Raw genomic sequence first — 18,823 nt, forward strand, 5'->3', positions numbered from 1 at the left:
CTATAGATTAACGATCGTTGAGCTTAATCAAGTGTTATGCAAGTTCAGCAGAGTCTTTACACTCCCGAGCAATACCTCAAACTAGAGGAGCAAGCGGAATCTAAAAGTGAATATCGTAACGGTGAAATCTTTCCAATGACGGGTGGCACGACCAACCACAATACCTTAGCGCTAAATATGGCATTGTTCCTCAAGTTGGCGCTGAAGGGGCAGCCATACAAAATCTTTATGAACGATCTACGTTTATGGATAGATCGAGATCGCATCTACACCTATCCCGACGTAATGGTAATTCGCGATCGTCCAATGTACCACGGCGAAGGCACGGCGATCGTCACTAACCCACTCGCGATCTTTGAAGTACTTTCAAAATCCACGCGCAACTACGATCTGGGTGAAAAATTTGGCTACTATCGCACGCTCGACAGTTTGCAAGAATATATTCTAATTGAACAGAGTCGCTACCAAGTTCTCCAATACGTCAAAGTTGATAAAACATGGGTATTAACCGAGTACGAAACGCCCAGTGATATCCTCCATTTTCAATCTATTCCCTGCAAAATATCGCTGAGTGAATTGTACGAAGAGGTTGATTTTTGTATTGGAGAAATAGGAACTTAATGCATCGTTTAGCCGCATTGCCGGGAGGATGGTCGCCCGAACAAGAAGGAGTAGTGTTTGTCGAGCAAACTCCCGCGCCCATTGTCATTCTCACTGCTGCCGATACCGACATTCAAACCCTCGCGATCGCCGTCCAGTCTCTCCCATCTGAATGCCCTACCTTACGAGTTGCAAATCTACTTAACTTGCAACAGGAACTTTCCATTGATACCTATGCCGAACAAGTTCTGGCTCGTGCCGACGCAATCGTGCTGAGGCTCTTGGGCGGACGCAGTTACTGGTCGTACGGCTTGGAAGTTTGCAAGTCGCTCGCCAGCGACACCAATAAAAAACTCATAGTCCTCCCCGGTGACGATCGCTTTGACCCAGAACTAGCCAGCCATTCCAATGTCGCCTTCAGCGATGTCGATTATCTCTGGCGGTACTTTCTCAATGGCGGCGTTGACAATGCGATCGCTGCCATTCAGTTCTTATGCGATCGCTACCTCGGCACCAATTACCAACCGCCACCACCCATTACCATCCCTCAAATTGGCCCGTACAAGTGGCAAGCCAAACTTTCTGACTCTTGGATTCCGAATTTCCAGCATCCCAAAGCAGGGATTCTCTTCTATCGCGCTCACTATCTAGCAGGCAATCTGGCACCTGTGGATGCACTCTGTCAGTCACTGAGCGATCGCGGGATCGCCCCCGTTCCCGTATTTATCTATTCACTCCAAGATCCAGATCTAGAAGCTGCCCTCAGCGAATATTTCCATGGCATCGACGTACTGCTGAATACAACCAGTTTCTCCCTGACCAAACCTGGCAACGAGGACAAGGGTGGCATCTGGCAGAGATTAAACGTGCCAATTCTACAGGTAATATGCAGTAGCAGTACGTTAGAACAATGGCAAGCTCGTAGCTTAGGACTCTCGCCTCGCGATGTTGCCATGAATGTCGTGCTGCCAGAGGTGGATGGACGCATTATTACCCGTGCCGTATCGTTTAAGTCGGTAGAGCAACGCAGCGAACGACTCGAAACCGATATTACCGTCTACGAGCCAGCCAGCGATCGCATTAACTTCGTCGCCGATCTAGCTGCCAACTGGGTGAAACTAAGACGCAAACCTATTGGCGATCGTAAAATCGCCTTGATCCTCGCCAACTATCCCACGCGCAACGGCAGGCTTGCCAACGGCGTTGGTTTGGATACACCCGCCAGTTGCGTCGAGATTCTCAAAGCGATGCAAGCAACAGGTTATGCCGTTCGCGATATTCCCAAAGATAGCGACGAACTGATCGGTCGTCTCACGCAGGGAGTGACTAACGATCCAGAAAGTCAGTTGGGGTTTGGGGTTTGGGGTGCGAGTCGGGACTGTAGGGGCAGTGCCCCCGTGCCTGCACCCAACCTGTCATTTCGACCGACCGATGAGATGGGAAATTGGATTTTGAGTGAGGAATACAGACGATTGTTTGACACCTTATCCGATGTTGTAAAAGAGCAAGTTCTGGAACGGTGGGGAGAGCCTGAATTTGATTTGAATGGTTCGGGATTTGCCATCCCTGGCCTGCAATTGGGCAATGTCTTTGTGGGGATTCAGCCCGCGCGCGGCTACGATCGCGATCCGAGCCTGAACTATCACGCCCCCGATTTAGAGCCAACCCACGCCTATTTTGCCTTCTATCTGTGGTTGCGACATGTCTTCCAAGCCGATGCGATCGCTCATATCGGCAAGCATGGCAATTTGGAGTGGCTGCCTGGCAAGGGAATAGCTCTCAGTGAGAATTGCTTTCCTGAAGCTACCCTTGGTGCTATGCCCCATCTCTATCCTTTTATTGTCAACGATCCGGGTGAAGGCTCGCAGGCAAAGCGCCGCGCCCAGGCTGTAATTATCGATCATCTCACCCCGCCCATGACCCGCGCCGAAACCTACGGCAATCTCCAAAAATTAGAGCATCTGATCGATGAATATCACTCCGCTCAATCCCTCGATCCTAGTCGTACCCCCCTCATCCAACAGAAAATCCTCGATCTCATCGCCCAGGAAAACCTCACCTATGACCTGCAAATTCAAAATCCCCAACCCCCAACCCTCGGTAAGGGGTTAGCATTTGTCCGATCGTCTTCGCATCAAACGCAAGAATTCCTGACAAATGCTAACCCCCTGCATCGCCCCCCTATCCCCCAACCCCAATTCTCCCAACTTCTCACGCAAACCGATGGGTATCTCTGCGATCTCAAAGAAGCTCAGATCCGCGATGGGTTGCATATCTTTGGGCAATGTCCCACAGGCAGACAACTGCGAGATCTGATCGTAGCGATCGCTCGTTATCCTGGTAATGGCAAGTTGGGAATTACGCAGGCGATCGCGCAGTCATGCCAATTAGACTTCGATCCTCTGACTGCCGATCCCAGCCAAGCTTTTACCGATCTGCCACCACAGCTACAATCCTATCTTGACGGTCAGTGTCGGATTGTAGGCGATGCCATCGAGGCGATCGAGAATTATGCCGCTGCGATCGTGGATAAGTTCTTAAATAAACCCTTGCACGGACAACATGATGATTTAGATAGAACCAGTCCTCAAGTCCCTCCAGGGATGCTGGATTTACTAAATTCCATTTATCAACCTCTGTGCCGAACTGGTGATGAGACCGCGAATTTTCTCAAGGGGTTGCAGGGGGAATACATACCCAGTGGAGCGAGTGGCGCACCCACGCGAGGTAGACTGGATGTATTACCGACCGGGCGTAATTTCTATTCCGTCGATATTCGGTCTATCCCCACAGAAACTGCCTGGGATGTGGGACGACGCAGCGCTGAGATCCTGGTGGAAACCTATACGCAGGAACATGGTGAATACCCCCGTACCCTGGGCTTGTCGGTATGGGGTACGTCTACAATGCGCACGGGCGGTGACGATCTGGCTGAAGCTCTGGCGCTAATTGGGGTGCGGCCTGTATGGGATGGCATTTCGCGACGCGTTGTAGATTTTGAGATTATGCCCTTAAGCATTCTCAACCGTCCGCGCGTGGATGTGATGCTGCGGATTTCTGGCTTCTTTCGCGATGGTTTTGCTAACTCGATCGATCTGTTTCAAAGTGCTGTAGAAGCAGTCAGCCAGCTAGATGAACCTGACGATCTCAATCCTATTAAAGCTAATATACAGCGAGATATTCAGATGTTTGCACAGGCGTTTGTACGGGAAGGTATAGCGGAATCCGAGGCGATCGCCCAGGCAGATACCCAGGCAAAATATCGCGTATTTGGCTCCAAACCCGGAGCCTACGGTGCGGGCTTGCAGGGATTGATCGAGAGCCAGAACTGGCAAAGCGATCGCGACTTAGCCGAAGCTTATCTCAACTGGAGTAGTTATGCCTATACAGGGTATGGTGAAGCCGCTACTGCCCCTCATGCACTGCGCCAAAGACTGAGCCAGATGCAAATTGTCCTGCACAATCAAGACAACCGCGAACACGATCTCTTGGACTCCGATGATTACTATCAATTTCAAGGGGGCATGACCGCCTCGGTGCGATCGCTCACCGGGCAAAATCCCCACACTTACTTTGGCGATAATGCCTTGCCGCATAACCCTAAGGTGCGATCGCTGTCTGCGGAAATTAGCCGCGTCTATCGTTCCCGTGTCGTTAACCCCAAGTGGATCGAAGGCGCGATGCGCCACGGTTACAAAGGGGCATTTGAGATTGCGGCGACCGTAGACTATCTGTTTGCCTACGATGCTACTGCTAACTGCGTAGCTGACTTTATGTACGAGGGCGTGGCAAATGCTTATTTATTCGACCCTGATGTCCAAGACTTTGTCAAAACTAAAAACCCGTGGGCTTTAAGAGACATGGCAGAGCGGATGTTAGAAGCACATCAGCGCGATTTATGGCAAAATGCGCCCGCACAAATGCTTAGCAGTCTGCGCGATCTAGTCCTATCAGCCGAAGCAGCGATCGAGGAACAGACTATTAATTTGGGTGGTGAAAGTAGGTGATAATATGGGCATAATTCTGATAAGCCTAACTTTATTTCAGATCGAGTAAACCTGCGAATTACCCGTGATTACTTTACACTTACTACATCCATTGCAATCCGTTACTATGCAAACATGGAATTTCACAGACGAGCCTGTGATCCGGATTGGCCGCGCTAGCGATAACAACGTTATCCTCTATAGCTCTGTCGTATCTCGCCATCACGCCGAACTGCGTCAAAATCCACACGGCTGGCAGGTAGTAAGTTTGGGGACAAACGGTACCTATCTAAATGAAAAACGCATTGATGCGGCTGATATTGTGGATGGTTCAATTATTCGGATTGCTAGTTCTGGGCCTAAGCTGCAAGTCAGAATTACCGACGAGCGGCTCGAAAGCCTACGGGACAGTGCCTCCGAAAATAAATTTCGCGAAGATCGCCCCACTTTCTTTGCTCCAGACTTTTTAAACAAGTAAGCGGAGATCCCGACATTCACCGATTTCTCCGCCGTCTCTACAAGAATGAATTACCTTTTTCGGAGCGATCGCTCTCGATTGTCAAGGATATAATGGTCGTAGAGAAGACTTCAGAGTATACCCTCAGAGATAAAGTTGAAAACTCGCAAGGGTAGCAAGCTCCTGCCATTTCTGGGATTCGAGCCTTTGCTCGATGCTCTCTATTAGACATCTCTGAAAACCGCTATGCCAAATCCGCGTTAATTATCCATCTATTTGGCGACTAGAAGTCGCGGCTACACAAGCAAAGTTTGACTGCGCAGACTGCAAGAAAAGAGGGGTAGCAACTCAGGATCTGGCATGAGATATTCGATATCTGCTTCTTATAACCCAAGAGCAATCAGGCTTGTTTAAATTAGCCTCTGATATACTTAAGGCATTGATTTCTAGTACTTATCTAGCAATATAGCCGTAGACAGATCTGTTAGGACAGGGGGTGTGAGGGCTGCGCCCCCACGCAGGGGAGGCAGGGCGGTCTTGGGGGTTTCCCCCTAGAGCCACTGCCGTGTTCCACCCCTGCACCCCGTCCTAAGCCTATTGGCTATAGCTATATATTAAAACCCTTCTGGCGAAGGATAAAGCTAATGGTTCTCCAAATCCTATCTACGCAACCTAATCCCACAATTACCTGGGAAGCCCTGCCAGCCGATTTTGTCTTGCCCGACGATCCTGTGGAAAATATTCAACAACCTACACTTGCCGCTGCCCTTACCGATGCTCTAGGTGCTGCCGGACTGATTCGACCGGATATGCTGATCGGATCTAACTTTGGTTTAGTAGCTACGATAAATCGAAAAATTGCCGTCAAGGCTCCCGACTGGTTTTATGTCCCCCACGTCCATCCAATTGCCGAAGGTATAATTCGCCGCAGCTATACTCCCCACTTAGAAGGCGACCCCGTAGCGGTGGTGATGGAGTTTCTCTCAGATGAAGATGGTGGCGAGTTGTCGGTGCGATCGACTCCACCCTACGGAAAAATCTACTATTACGAGCAGATTCTGCAAGTACCTACCTACGTCACCTACGATCCCTACACTCCCAGTTTGGAGGTACGCTGTTTGCAAGAAGGACGTTATCAAATCCAAACAGCCGACGAGCATGGGCGAGTGTGGATTCCTGAGTTGCAATTGTTCTTGGGCATGTGGACGGGAGAGCGATTGCAGCAGACAACTACCTGGTTGCGTTGGTGGAACGCTGCAGGCGAGCTGCTGCTTTGGAGTGCCGAACAAGCCGAACAGGAACGCCAACGCGCCGAACAGGAACACCAGCGCGCCGAGATGCTTGCGGCCAGGTTACTAGACCTTGGTGTCGATCCAGCGCAATTGACCTGAATCAGATAGCCCCCCTAACGTATTTGCATCTACCTCTGGAGTAATTGATTGCTAAGCTTAAAATCCTTATTATTAAAAGTAACTCCTCTGTGGCGTTGGTGACTGCCAAATAAGTTTCTTGATCTATGTTCGTTTTTGAGGAGGCGTTCTCGTCTTAGCAACAGTATGCCAGACTCGCATCTGGAAACTTAAGTAATGCTGAGTGTTTTGTCTCCACCTGGTTAAAACCGGGTCAAAAACTACGGTAAAACGGCGTTGCGGAGGAGCCTTATTAGCAGGCGCTAATGTGGGTCAATACGCCCAAGAAGGGGAGGCAGGGCGGTCTTGGGGGTTCCCCGCTAGAGCCACTGCCATGTTCCACCCCTTCACCCCGTCAATACAACCTGTTCTCAATTGAAAAACGCCATAGTACCTTGTCCGAACTTTGGGGGGCATTTCAACTAATTTTTAATGGAATTCGTCACCTGCAATTAATTTCTTACCCGCTTCTGTAGGTGAAATACGGGTATTGATTGCAAGACGGTAAAAATGATTGAAGCGCGATCGCTCCGTCCATTCCGGTAAGGTTTCATCCCGCTTGCGGACAAATATTTTTTGGAAATCATCATAGACATCGCCAGTTTCAGGATCGCGAGTTGGTACGACGCAGCGCTGGCAGGGGTTAATCCCCTCGAACGTAACATCTCCTAGCTTAAAGATAACGGCATCTCCGGCGGTGGCGAACAATCGATCTTCCCAAAACGGTAATTCTGCATCTAATTCCAGATTGGTACGCAATCGCCGTTGCACTTGTCGATCGGTAAGCGGCGGAAACCACGAGGCGATCGCATTAATCGTGGCAGTACTAATAATGGTTGGCCCTGGGGAATCGGTATCGTCGGGGAACCCCATGTCAAGGTTTTGGGCAATCTGGACTGGCTGCTCGAAGTAGGCACTCAGCCATTCGCTCATGGCAGAGCGATCGCGGTCTAGATCGAACGTCACCCGATCGCGATCGCCCTGCACCCAGAGCGTAACCCTACGCGTGTCGAGATCGAAGACAGAGCGCAGGAGGTGGACTTTGGCATTGCGTTTACCATTGACGAACCTCCCAGCATTATCGATGATGGCAAACTCGCGATCGCCTTTGAGCGCGCCACTGGCAAGGATTTCCACCTCAGTGACGCTTGCGCCGTCTAGGGATTTGATGGGGAAAATATCAATTCTAGCAATTTTGGGCATGGGAAATCGGGTGATATGGGGGATATAACAGGCAAATTCTTGAAATTTCCCGCGCCACACGCAACCCGGAAAGATATGCACCATGTGTAGAGCCGAAATACCTATCTTCCGTTGCTTCGCCAGCAAAAAAGATCCTGCTGTCTAACGATTCAGCCAGCTGTTTTCGCATTTGTGGCGTTGAGCCGACTGCGTTAAATGAATAAGAACCAAAGGTGAAAGGATCTGATGCCCAACGGGTAATCTGATAGTCAAGTGGTTCGGGTATGTCATGACCAAACATGGTTTTGAGCGTTTGCAGCGCGCTGGCTACGATTTTCTCATCTGTCCAGGACTCAATTTCCCGTCCCCGATCTGCCGCATTAAAACCAAGAAGCACTGGTAAATTTGCCGATCGCATAAAACTGAACCATTCTGCCCACTCACCATGTCGAGCAGGGATGTATCCCAGCCAATCGACATTGGCTGGCCAAAAAGCTTTAGGAAAACGCAAAAAACACTTATTGAGAACGCCCATACCTAATTTATCAATGGCATCCAGTTTTGATGGAGGTAGCTCGGGGTTAAAGCGCACTTCCCTAGATTTCAACACGCCCAGCGGTAAAGTGACGATCGCGCAGTCAGCAATATGTTCTGCCTTATTAGTGACAACGCGAACGGAAGAAGTCGATCGCTGGATTTCTTTAACTGTTTGTCCTAGTTCGACGCGAAGGTTTTTTGCCAAGTGTTCGATAATCTGCCAAAACCCTTGCGGAAACAGCGCATCTTCCCCTCGAAATGCTTTATCATCGTCAAACCACCGTGCGGAAAGCTCTTGGATACTACCGGCATATTCGTGCTCGATGTTGACATTTAAAATGAAATCTACAAGCTGGCGATCTTCAGTTGATAACCGAGCGAGATCGATCTCTGCATCAATGGCTTTTTTGATAGAGAGGTCATCATCGCGCTCTTGGAATTTTTTTAATGCCAGATCGATCCATTTTTGCAACTGTTCGAGATGCTCTTCTTCTCGCTCGGAAAGGATCTGGCCGGAGAGGTTGTAAGTAGCATTGCTGTTATAGCTTGTCAATATCGTCTGAGCTTCGATTTGTTGAGCGATCGCGGTTAATGGATTTCTCTTAACTCCATGTATCCACGTTGCGCCCATGTCCAAAGGCGCATCAAGCCAATGCGTACTCGTCCAAATACGTCCTCCCATGCGATCGCGAGCTTCCAGAACCAATAGATCGTGACCTTGCTTCTGCAATTCGCTGGCAGCAGCAAGTCCAGCTATACCTGCACCGATAACCAGAATTCGCTTTTTACGATTGGCAGCTCCAACTCTTTTGTCAAGAGCAGTTTGGGAGCAACTGACTATTCCCCCTGCCAGAATCGCATTTATTAGCCTCAAAATTGCTCGTCTATTCATCGAAGATCGTTATGTTTACTGCTATTTTCCACAGTTGAACTCACCCGCGACGATCGCATTAAGCTTATGCCTAAGATACCATACCAAGTCAGGTGTAGCAATGCGTTTCATCCATAGTTATGTTAAGCGATCGCCATTCTAATTCTCACCCAACTAGCGATCTGCTACTAGTAAAATCACATGGCGATCGCGCTGTCAATTCTCTGTCGAATATAGCGGTTTTCAGATGAAAACGAGAAGGGGGTTTGGGGGCGTTGCCCCCAAGAAGGGGAGGCAGGGCGGTCTTGGGGGTTCCCCGCTAGAGCCACTGCCGTGTGGAACCCCTTCACCCCGTCAATAAAACCTGTTCTCAATTGAAAAACGCTATAGCAATTGAGGTCGGTGATGCTAGTGAAATCTAACAAAGCCTCGCTGAGAGATTCTATTTGCCCAAGGGAGAGATTGGTAATTTAGCTTTGGTAGCGATCTCCAACCTGTCCTGGCTAAAACAAGTCCTTCATGCCTCTTAACTTAGCAAATACGCGATGAGGTTCGGACATCCTGGTGGCAGCTTGTAAAGCGGGGAAATCCCAGCGCAGGAATGGATTTGTTTGTTTTTCTATACCAATATTAGTGGGAATGGTCGGTTCCTGTTTTTGCCTTGCTGCGGTTACATCCCGCAGGCGTTCCTGCAAAATTGGGTTATCGCCATCAACAGTAATAGCAAATTTTAGATTATTCAGCGTGTACTCGTGGGCGCACCACACTCGCGTATCATCTGGTAATTGCCTGAGTCGAGCGAGAGAATCCACCATCTGCGCGGGAGTACCCTCAAATAAACGACCGCAACCGCCCGCGAATAGAGTATCGCCACAAAACAGATCGCCGGATTCGGGAAAGTAATAGGCAATATGCGCGAGTGTATGACCTGGTACGAAAAATACTTCAGCGATCTGGTTGCCAAACTGCACCCGATCGCCTGCTTGCAGAAATACTTGTTGACCGGGGATTCTGCCGCGATCGCGATCGCCGCCATAGATAATTAATTGCGGAAATTTTTGTAATAGCGCTCTATTGCCACCAACGTGATCGGCGTGATGGTGGGTGTTGAAAATCGCTACTAACTCTGCATCTAATTCTGCCAGCTTGCTCAATACAGGCTTAGGCTCTGCCGGATCGACTACCGCAGCAATCTGGCTAACCGGATCGTGCAGCAAGAAAATGTAATTATCGCTCAGAGCTGGTAATCGATAGACTTGCATAGTTTTACATCCAATCCTATCAATGCATTTTGTATACTTATAGCGGTTTTCAGATGAAAACGAGAAGGGGGTTTGGGGGCGTTGCCCCCAAGAAGGGGATCCACCCCTTCACCCTGTCAATAAAACCTGTTCTCAATTGAAAAACGCTATACTTAACGCCTAAGTTGGACTCGCGATCGCCTCTAAAGATGCGTGGGTCTGTTCGCGTCTTCCTTGCATTGCCATTCTCACACCTCTAGCCGGAGCCAGGGTAACGCCGCGACGACGCGGTACTTCTGGATGAGAATCGAGCAGCTTGAGTTGATAGCGGGAGAGTACTGTTGCTAAAACCAACTTCATCTCAAACATTGCTAATGCTTCGCCAATGCAGCGGCGAGTGCCGCTCCCAAAGGGAATAAACTCGTAGGGCGAATACTGGCGCTCTAGGAATCGCTCCGGTCGAAATTGCGTATGGTTGGGATATAAATCTTCGCGTTGATGTGTCAGATACATGCATCCCATCGTTACCGTCCCAGGTTCCAACTGATATCCCATCATCTCTACTGGCTCTTGAACGACCCTTGGGAAAGTTAGCATAGCCACCGGATAAACGCGCAGGGTTTCTTGACAGACTGCCGTCAGGTAGGGCAAACGACTGATATCGACATGTTCTGGGCGATCGCCTAAGCTAGCTAATTCTTGCCGAAGTTTGGTCGAGACTTCCGGGTACCGATGAGCCCAATATAGCAACCAGGCCATGGCTGTTGCTGTCGTTTCATGACCTGCTATCAACAATGTCATCAATTCATCGTGTAGCTCTTCGTCGGTCATAGGCTCGCCGTTCTCATCTCGTGCTGAAATCAGTAAGGAAAGAACATCGGTACGATTTGAATCTAGATTCCTGCGTCGTTCGGCAATCTCAGCATAGATTAGCGCGTCTATTTGTTGGCGCAGGCGGATAAATTTCCCCCAAGGACTCCAGCCTCCCAGATCTCGTTGCAACCAGGGAAAAAATAGAAATGCTGTAGAGAATGAAGAAATAAATAAATCGGCGATCGCGGCTAAAACCTGCTTCAATTGCTGATATCGTTCCCCTGCCGACATGCCAAATACAGTTTCCATGATTATCTGCAAAGAGATGTCCTGCATGGCCGTGCGTGCTAGAAAAGGACGACCTTTTGGTAACCCATCCATTACCTGTTCTGTTGCCCTGACGATCGAATCACCATAGGTACGCACGCGATCGCCGTGAAAAGGAGGCATAACTAACTGGCGGCGCTTTTTATGGCGATCGCCATCAATGGTAATTAACGAGCGATCTCCAAGTACGGGGATTAAGAGCAGATTAAAATCCTTAGGGGCGGAAAACTGCTTGCGATCGTTAGTCAAAATTTGCTGCATCGCTTGGGGATGGCTGACCAGGATCACAGTATCGGCAAATCCTGTCCCCCTAGAGATAAATAGATCGGGATAGCGATCGTGATTGCTCTCTAGATAACTCACAGGATCGAAGAGCCAGTGCAGGGTTTGCCAGATGGGATGAACTTGCGAGCCGACTAAATTTTTCATAACTTCAGAAGAAATCTTTCACAAAGCAACGGAAGCCAGGCAGTAGATCGCTAGTTAGTTCATCGTTGGCATATAGAACAGCAACTAAGCCCAAGGATATTTCCTGTCGACGATAAACTTCGACTTGCTGCAATCTCCAGTCAACGATCCAATACTCCTTTGCCCCACGAACTGAATAGAGCCTGAGCTTGAGATCGCGATCGCGCCGTTCGTTATCTGCACCAGGAGATAGCACTTCTACAACCAGATCGGGCGCATCCATTAAATGTCCTGCTTCATCTAGTAAAGTTGCCAATCTTTCGTTACTAGCCCACACGACATCGGGAATTACGTTATCAGTATCGACAAAAATTATGCCCGGAGCGATCGCAGCTCTGCCTAAACCTGTTCGCCTCGACCAATTCCTTAACTCCGTATAAATATTGCCACAAGTTTCCTGATGTCCCCAATGCGGCGCTCTGGTCACAAATAATTCTCCATCAATAGTTTCATAGCGATTACCATCATCTGGTAGCAGTTCTAAGTCTGCGGTTGTCCAGCGCAAGCGTTCTGTGGCTGACTGAGTCATAGGAAGTCCCCAATTCGCGATACAAACATTTTAAGCTATCGAGATTGCACCCGAAGCTAGCCTTCCAACTCTTCTAGCACCATCAATGTATCTCCTAGACCCTGATGCACGGTCTTGACCCATTTCAGGCGTTTAGGACGAACCGACATCCGCAACGTTACGCTTGCCATCACGGGAATCCAGTGCAGCATATAGATGGTGCCTCGCAGGGTTTGGATCGCTGTAGACATTAAAGGTGGGCGGTATGAGGAGCGAATACCGCAGAACATGCCGAGGGTGGATAAACCCAATGCTAGGGAGACTAACGGACTGAGTATGGGTGGCTTATGCAGCGCGATCGCGCCAATCAGGTCGGGAATGGCAGCGGTTGGCAGCAGATATTGCATGAGCAGAAAGGCCAACATATCAAAGGTTTTGACTGTCCCCATTTTGTTGCCCAAAATCAGCGGCCAGTAGTCGAGGAAGCGTTGGTAGCCACCCTCTGCCCAACGGTTGCGTTGGTGCCATAACTGCTTCCAGGTCAGTACGCCTTCTTCCTGGACAGGGGGATAGGCTAAACAGGCAATGTCCCAGTCGGCAAGATGCAACTTAAAGGTTAGGTCGAGGTCGTCGGTGATGGTTTGTTCGTTCCAGCCACCGCAGCTCAGGAGGGCAGAACGCCTTACAAATTGACCGTTGCCGCGTAATTCTCCCGTGCCGCCCACGCGGATGCGACGATCCTGCAACCACAGATCCAGCGCCATTTCCGCCGACTGTCCCCTCGTCCAGAAATTGGTAGAAAAATTGGCAATGCTTTTACGCAACTGCACGGCACCCATATTCGTTTTTTGAAATAGGGGCAGCAGGGCATACAAACAGTCAGGAGGAACCTGGGCATCAGCGTCAAATACACCAATAATTTCGCCTTTAGTCAGGGGCAGTACCTCATTCAATGCCCCAGATTTACCACCCTGCGATCCTTCACCGCGCCTCAAGGTTTTTAATTGCGGATATTTTTGCTGGAGGCGTTCTAAAACTTCGTGGGTGCGATCGCTACTGTTATCGTCAATTACCCATAGTTCCAGGCGATCGCTCTGGTAATCTAGCTGGCACAATTCCGTAACTAAGCGGGCAATTACTGCCTCTTCGTTCTTTGCCGCTACCAATAGCGATATAAAGGGTAGTTCCTCCTCGCCTGGACTGACGGCAATATGAGCAGCACGCCTTGGCAACACGAGCCGTAAAGCGTGTATGCCTAAAATTGCGGCTAGAGCAAAAACAAATTTCTGTCCCCATGGTGCCAGGTGCAACGCAAATGTACCAGTGTAAATTGATACTAGTGCGATCGCTGCCTTCAGTCGCCGCCTGTCGCCTCGTTCGCTAAAATTTATCTCGCCCATTAACTCCTGACATTATTAAGATTCGCTAAAATCATCATTGCATAATATTAAGACTAAACCATGACTCAAACACCCGATCGCAGGCTTAGATTATGCGCATTCTAGTTACGATCCCTCATTTTTACAACCCAGATGGCGACCATCAGTATGGTTCGGTGTCTCCAGATCCCAAGCCCCGCATTCAAGCCTTGACCAATTGCATATCGGCTTTGCACCACCAATTTGGTAAAGCTCAATATTTCGGTCATTTTGCGCCGTTTAGTCTTTTTTATGCCAATCAGTGCCAGGATGCCACGCTCGATTTAGTAATTTGCACGACGCAGGGTTTGCACGTACTCGACAAGCTGCCAATTTCGGCTGAGTCCTACCAGCATCATGCTACTAATGCCGAACCAATGCTGTTGGGGTTTGAATGTCAGGCTTTCCTGGCCGAGCATCTAGGTAAGTACGACTACTATTGCTTTTTAGAAGACGATCTGATCGTGCGCGACCCCTGGTTGTTTGCCAAGCTAGATTGGTTTACGGCATTAGCGGGGTCAGAAAGTTTGCTCCAACCCAATCGCTACGAACTGTCCCTGACAATCGGCGATGGTATCCAAAAAGTCTACATTGACGGCGACATCGACCCCGATTTCGTCGCTCAATTTCACCCGCAATGGGAACAACCGGAAATTACAGGTGAGGTGATGCAGCAGTCGATATCTTTTCAAAAAGCAGGCAATCCCCATGCGGGCTGCTACTTTTTGAATCAGGAGCAAATGGCTTATTGGCAACAGCAGCCTCATTTTTGCGATCGCGACACCAGTTTCGTTGGGCCTCTGGAAAGCGCCGCCACGTTAGGCATATTGCGCGCGTTTAAGCTTTACAAACCCGCACGTCAAAATGCCAATTTCCTAGAAGTTCAACACTTTGGCAATGTCATGATGCAGAGGCTTCTAAGGGCGGTTGGCATGAATAAATTAGTAGAAGAGGGGAATCCCAATTGAAGCAAGATTGCCTGACGACTGGAAGTTGCGGCTACACAAATAAAGTCCGCGAAGGCGGACTTCAAACCCTAAGATTGCAACGAGTTACAAACTCACCTTACGCGGAAGATCCCGAAACCCTCACCCCTAGCCCCTCTCCCTCAGGGAGAGGGGAACAGAACCAGAGCGGGGGCTACGCCCCTGCGACCCTTATTTATAGAGGGTACGTATAGGTTAAAGGAGATAAGGATTCCGCGTAACATCAGTTACGAACAACCATTACGCTTGTAAAAGCGAGCGGGGTAGAACTGATTTGAACTCAGTTGCTCGTTGCGATAGTCAGCACATTTCAAGATTTCATTTACCCGATTAGCAACTCTACGGAAAGATGTATAATCAGGCTCTTCACCTTGTCCGTATCGAGCTTCCTTCTGGATATCAGCAGGTACTTTCAGTAGCGTTTTTGCAACCAACTCGCGCTCCGGTTGCGACAGGTTTGGTGAAATGTAGACCCCAGCGGGCGGGACTGGGATATCCTCATTCCGGGGTTTAATAATTCTGAATATTGGCTTGCGCTCGCCAGGATTGGGGCTGACAGGAACATCAACATCCGGGGAGGTGGTGCGATCGCCTGAGGCCGTTTCCGATCTATCCTGCCTTACCTGTGGTGCAGATGAATTGCGACGAAAGATCGAATCTTCCCGACCCACACCTACATCTGCTACACCAGATTTGACCTTATCAGAAATTTCTCTGGGTGAGTTGTCATAGCTTGCTTGTAGGGCTGTGCCGTAGAGATGGAAAAGCGGTATGTAGAAAGCTTGCGGACTGTCAAAGTTGCCAAGTGCAATTTTGAGACTGGGATTTTCCACAATGTCATCAAATTTTTGAATGGGACTGTCTGCCCTAACGAAAAAGACTGCTTCAGATGGTTTGCGCTCTGGGTTCGATCTGGCTGCATATGTATATCCATTGTCCTGCGCTACAATCGAAAGCGTTGGTAAAAATGTAAATGCGATATCCCATTCTTTGTTGGCAAGCTTCTGCTTGACTTCGTTAATTGCTTGCTGTCCGCCTCTAATAGAAACCGTTGAAATTTCGTAACCGACATCATTACCCATCTCATTTTTGAGAAACTGTTCCAAGGCTTTGTAGTTATCCTTCGTCAAGTTTCTAGTCGTAATTACACCAATCGTGAGCTTGCGATCGCCACCAGCATCAACTAACTTCGTTGCTGCTGGAGTGGGAAGTATTTGGTTAACGATTGGGAAACCAGCTACTCTTAGCCCAAACACTGTTCCCCCAGCTATGAGCGCAAGGGCTCCAGCCGCGATCGCCAATCGCTTTAACCCACGCCGCTGAAGTTTAGCAGGTGATGACAAAGGTTGACTGGGAGGAAATCCCGACTGAGAGACTGGCTGGGAAATGCCTGGCGTAGCTGGCAGTGGCTGAGCGTTCCCACTGTAATGGATGTTAGCTGGTGGTGTTAAGGGTGATGTGGAGCGATTACTATGACCGGGCGACTGGGCTGTTTTTGCATTAGTAGAATGTACTGCTGCAGCTTCAGTGGGATCAAAGGCTTGACCAGAAACTATTGTAGATTCAGAAACTATGGTAGGCTCAGAAGTCTGACTGGCAACTACGGTTGGCTGCGAGATATAATTTTCCGACGGGGATGATGCGGAATATCTAGCATTGGCTGATATCCGCAGGTTAGGCGGTACGGAGTTAGGAGTTTTCAGAGTTGGCTCTCCAGCAAAAGATGCCTTTGCTCTCACCAGGACAGGAGAAATTTGTTCCAGGGCTTGCAGCACTTCGGTGGCCGATTGATAGCGATCCCTAAAATGAGTTTTTACCATTTTGGCGAGGATGGCTGATAGCTCGGGACTGACTTTGGCAAAATGCTGCCACACAAATTCTCCAGTTTGTTCGTCCTCTTGAAGTTGGCTGGGGAGCATTCCTGTCAGTCCTTGAATGCCTACAATACCTAGGGAATAAATATCGCTATTGAGCTTTGGCCTGCCCTGTCCTTGCTCGGCTGCCATATAGCCAAACGTGCCAATTACATTGGTAGCGGTTACGAGCGGTGCACTTGTTCCAGTTTGCATTTTCAACCGCTTCACGGCTCCAAAGTCAATCAATACTAACTTGCCATCTGCTTGACGGCGAATAATATTATCGGGTTTGACATCGCGATGAATGACACCTTGGCTGTGGACGAAACTTAAAATTGAGAGAACCTCTTTGAGCATCTGAATTACCTGAGGCTCTGTCCAACGATTCCCCAGTGCCATTTCTACTCGTAAGGGATATCCTTCTATGTACTCTCGGACAAGATAAAATTCCCCTTCCTGCTCAAAGTCATCGATTAGCCGTGGAATCCGGTCGTGATCGCTCAATTGTCTTAAGGCATCGACCTCCCGTTTGAAAAGAGTTCTAAAGGTCGATATGCTATTGGGATCTGTATGCATGGGATGCATATGTTTAATTGCATACTTGGGGCTACCTGGTAGGGTCATATCTTCAGCAATATAGGTTAAGCCCATACCGCCCGTTCCCAGTGCTTTAATAATTCTGTAGCGTTCGTTTAAAATCTGTCCGATCGCGGCCATGACTGCACCTCAACTTAATACTCAGGTGTGTATGCAATCAAAATTTACGTGTTTGGAACTCGTGGTGCAGTGACAGAAATCCCGTGCAGAATAAGATCTGCATCACACCCCGATCTTAGCAGCTTATTTTCTGGCTGGAGATTATACCAAATTGCTCGCAAATTTTCTGATAGATAAGGCACAGCAGTTTTGGTCACATCTGCACTAGAGTCAGAATTGTCTAAACCACAACCCCTCACAGACAACTCCAGGTGGGGGGGTTTTTTGTACCCTGCTGTGCCACGCAGAGAGTAGCATACTTTTGCAAATTTGCAAATTAATCAAGTTAGATTATCAGATTGCCGCGATCGCTGCTAAATCTTAACTAATCTTAACTATCTCAACTAAATTAAATATGGCTAAGTTCTATCCCTACTTAACCCCCGAACTGCGAGAGTTTATCGTGCAGCAGCATATTTTTTTTGTTGCCACCGCACCGCAGCAAGGTCGCATAAACCTTTCTCCTAAGGGGATCGATACTTTGCGCTGCCTGAGCGATCACGCTCTTGCGTACCTTGACCTTACGGGTAGCGGCAACGAAACCTCCGCGCACGTGCAGGAAAACGGACGCATAACCATGATGTTTTGTAGTTTCACTGCACAACCGCTGATTTTGCGCCTCTACGGTCAAGGGCACATTTACAGACCTCGCGATGCCGAATGGCCTCAGATGTACGATCTATTCCCCGCTACACCCGGTGCCAGGCAGATAATCAGTATTGACATTGAAAGCGTCCAAACCTCCTGCGGTTTTGGCGTACCGCTGTACGACTATGCGGGCGAACGCGAAATGCTGACCGCATGGGCGCAGGGAAAAGGCGATCTTGGCTTGCAGGAATATTGGAGCAGCAAAAATCAATTCAGTATTGATGGGTTACCGACCAATTTGCTGAAGAATGGGTCGAATTGACTTTATTGTGAGGAGCGATCGCTGAAGTACCCCGTCCAAAGCCGTACTAAGGCTGCTGCCTCTGCCGTACCCTCCAGAGGGAAATGCGGTAGGAAGTCTTTATCTGAGGCGGCTTCGTAGGGGCCTTCCTTAATTTCTAGAATCGCTGTGTCTGGCTGTAGAGCTACCAGGGTATGATAGACTCCCTCCGCCAGTTCCAATCCCCACGGATCGCCACCCACGCGGAAATATTCCTCCACATTTCCGGTTTCATCTAGAATCAGCAGCCCTAGCTCTCCTCTGAGCACTGCAAATAGCTCGAACCCATTTCTGCCTGCTACTCGACGATGACAGTGGGGGCGCACGTAGGTGCCTGGTTGCAGCACGTTGACGAAGCGCTGCACCCGATCGGTTAGTTGGTGGAGGTTATGGTTTTGGCGCAAGCGCGGATTTAAGCGAGCTTGCTCGCCCGCGCGATCGAGCAGAGATTGGGTTAGGAGTGCGATTGGGTTTTCCATA

General features: G+C 49.2%; 15 protein-coding genes, 1 other RNA gene and 1 pseudogene. 8 read left to right on the forward strand and 9 right to left on the reverse strand.

Annotation, left to right across the window (positions count from 1 at the left end; all coding sequences use genetic code 11):
• The first annotated feature begins 36 nt into the window (after nt 1-36).
• The 6 genes and pseudogenes from PSE6802_RS0100530 to ssrS all read left to right on the forward strand — a co-directional run bounded on the left by PSE6802_RS0100530 (nt 37) and on the right by ssrS (nt 6,702).
• Complete coding sequence (locus tag PSE6802_RS0100530; protein WP_019498120.1) at nt 37-621, forward strand: Uma2 family endonuclease; 585 nt, start codon at nt 37-39, stop codon at nt 619-621.
• Complete coding sequence (gene cobN / locus PSE6802_RS0100535) at nt 621-4,607, forward strand: cobaltochelatase subunit CobN (protein ID WP_019498121.1); 3,987 nt, start codon at nt 621-623, stop codon at nt 4,605-4,607. Before PSE6802_RS0100530 ends, cobN begins: the two co-directional genes overlap by 1 nt.
• Nucleotides 4,608-4,671: 64 nt before the next feature.
• Nucleotides 4,672-5,064 (forward strand): FHA domain-containing protein, encoded by a 393-nt coding sequence (locus tag PSE6802_RS27195; protein ID WP_036945095.1) that lies wholly within the window; start codon nt 4,672-4,674, stop codon nt 5,062-5,064.
• Between the two features lie 20 nt (nt 5,065-5,084).
• Nucleotides 5,085-5,198 (forward strand): annotated as a pseudogene (locus PSE6802_RS35695) (class D beta-lactamase); the annotation flags it as partial.
• A 489-nt stretch (nt 5,199-5,687) separates the two neighbouring features.
• Entirely contained in the window at nt 5,688-6,434 is a 747-nt protein-coding gene (locus PSE6802_RS0100545; protein WP_019498123.1) for a Uma2 family endonuclease, read from the forward strand.
• An 81-nt stretch (nt 6,435-6,515) separates the two neighbouring features.
• Nucleotides 6,516-6,702, forward strand: a non-coding RNA gene (gene ssrS, locus PSE6802_RS31605) — 6S RNA.
• A gap of 179 nt (nt 6,703-6,881) precedes the next feature.
• On the opposite strand, the gene PSE6802_RS0100550 is transcribed toward ssrS, so the two are convergent.
• From PSE6802_RS0100550 to PSE6802_RS0100575, 7 genes are all read right to left on the reverse strand, one after another.
• Nucleotides 6,882-7,655 (reverse strand): MOSC domain-containing protein, encoded by a 774-nt coding sequence (locus tag PSE6802_RS0100550; RefSeq protein ID WP_019498124.1) that lies wholly within the window; start codon nt 7,653-7,655, stop codon nt 6,882-6,884.
• Nucleotides 7,639-9,063: a flavin monoamine oxidase family protein gene (locus PSE6802_RS0100555; protein WP_019498125.1), complete on the reverse strand. Its 1,425-nt coding sequence runs from the start codon at nt 9,061-9,063 to the stop codon at nt 7,639-7,641. Before PSE6802_RS0100555 ends, PSE6802_RS0100550 begins: the two co-directional genes overlap by 17 nt.
• Nucleotides 9,064-9,239: 176 nt before the next feature.
• The gene (locus PSE6802_RS35700; RefSeq protein WP_083901636.1) at nt 9,240-9,512 is read right to left on the reverse strand and encodes a DUF4351 domain-containing protein; all 273 of its coding nucleotides are present in this window, start codon (nt 9,510-9,512) and stop codon (nt 9,240-9,242) included.
• Nucleotides 9,513-9,545: 33 nt separating this feature from the next.
• Nucleotides 9,546-10,304 carry a hydroxyacylglutathione hydrolase gene (gene gloB, locus PSE6802_RS0100560; RefSeq protein ID WP_019498126.1) on the reverse strand — a complete coding sequence of 253 codons (759 nt, stop codon included), beginning with the start codon at nt 10,302-10,304 and terminating at the stop codon, nt 9,546-9,548.
• A 159-nt stretch (nt 10,305-10,463) separates the two neighbouring features.
• A complete protein-coding gene (locus PSE6802_RS0100565) occupies nt 10,464-11,852 on the reverse strand; it encodes a cytochrome P450 (protein ID WP_019498127.1) in 1,389 nt (462 codons plus the stop codon).
• A 4-nt stretch (nt 11,853-11,856) separates the two neighbouring features.
• Nucleotides 11,857-12,420 carry a Uma2 family endonuclease gene (locus tag PSE6802_RS0100570; protein WP_019498128.1) on the reverse strand — a complete coding sequence of 188 codons (564 nt, stop codon included), beginning with the start codon at nt 12,418-12,420 and terminating at the stop codon, nt 11,857-11,859.
• 56 nt (nt 12,421-12,476) lie between these two features.
• Complete coding sequence (locus PSE6802_RS0100575; RefSeq protein WP_019498129.1) at nt 12,477-13,799, reverse strand: glycosyltransferase family 2 protein; 1,323 nt, start codon at nt 13,797-13,799, stop codon at nt 12,477-12,479.
• A gap of 92 nt (nt 13,800-13,891) precedes the next feature.
• Between PSE6802_RS0100575 and PSE6802_RS0100580 the strand changes: the two genes are divergently transcribed.
• Nucleotides 13,892-14,785: a hypothetical protein gene (locus PSE6802_RS0100580; RefSeq protein WP_019498130.1), complete on the forward strand. Its 894-nt coding sequence runs from the start codon at nt 13,892-13,894 to the stop codon at nt 14,783-14,785.
• 245 nt (nt 14,786-15,030) lie between these two features.
• Here the strand turns inward: PSE6802_RS0100580 and PSE6802_RS30605 are convergent, their stop codons facing one another.
• Entirely contained in the window at nt 15,031-17,376 is a 2,346-nt protein-coding gene (locus PSE6802_RS30605; protein WP_019498131.1) for a protein kinase domain-containing protein, read from the reverse strand.
• Between the two features lie 394 nt (nt 17,377-17,770).
• Between PSE6802_RS30605 and PSE6802_RS0100590 the strand changes: the two genes are divergently transcribed.
• Nucleotides 17,771-18,325, forward strand: a complete 555-nt coding sequence (locus tag PSE6802_RS0100590) for a pyridoxamine 5'-phosphate oxidase family protein (protein WP_019498132.1) — start codon at nt 17,771-17,773, stop codon at nt 18,323-18,325.
• A gap of 2 nt (nt 18,326-18,327) precedes the next feature.
• Here PSE6802_RS0100590 and PSE6802_RS0100595 read toward each other — a convergent pair whose 3' ends face one another.
• A complete protein-coding gene (locus tag PSE6802_RS0100595) occupies nt 18,328-18,822 on the reverse strand; it encodes a WbuC family cupin fold metalloprotein (RefSeq protein WP_019498133.1) in 495 nt (164 codons plus the stop codon).
• Between the last annotated feature and the right edge of the window lies 1 nt (nt 18,823).

The organism is Pseudanabaena sp. PCC 6802, from assembly GCF_000332175.1.
Taxonomy (GTDB): Bacteria; Cyanobacteriota; Cyanobacteriia; order Pseudanabaenales; family Pseudanabaenaceae; genus PCC-6802.